We start from the raw sequence: 335 nt of genomic DNA, 5'->3' as shown, positions 1-335 counted from the left end.
GCCAGCCCAGGCCGGGCGCATCATCGCCATGCTGGCCAGCAGGGGATTGCCGGACAGATCGGAATGCTGGCCCAAGCCCGGCAGGACGAACGGATTGCCGTGTTGATCGCTCATACCTGGTTTCCCCCTAAACAGATGGTTGCCGCCGGCCGCCAGGCTCAGCCGGGCAGCAGTTGATTGTTTTCCACGCGGACGCGGTCGCCGGACGCATACGCGAACGGCTGGGCGCTGCGGAATTGACGGGCGCTGCCGTCGCTCATGCGCACGGTCAGTTCGTAGTGCGTCACGGTTTGTTGCTGTCTGATATTACGCTCAACTTCACGGCCTGCCAAAGC

The 335-nt window shown here is 63.6% G+C and carries 1 pseudogene; it reads right to left on the bottom strand.

Going from position 1 to position 335, the window contains the following annotated elements:
• Positions 1 to 114: pseudogene (locus KDH83_RS32790) on the bottom strand (transcriptional regulator); the annotation flags it as partial.
• Positions 115 to 335 lie beyond the last annotated feature (221 nt).

The organism is Achromobacter sp. Marseille-Q0513 (assembly GCF_018195695.1).
Lineage (GTDB): Bacteria > Pseudomonadota > Gammaproteobacteria > Burkholderiales > Burkholderiaceae_B > Achromobacter.
The sequence above is the reverse complement of the archived record's forward strand: the minus strand, read 5'-3'. Positions and strand labels throughout refer to the sequence as shown.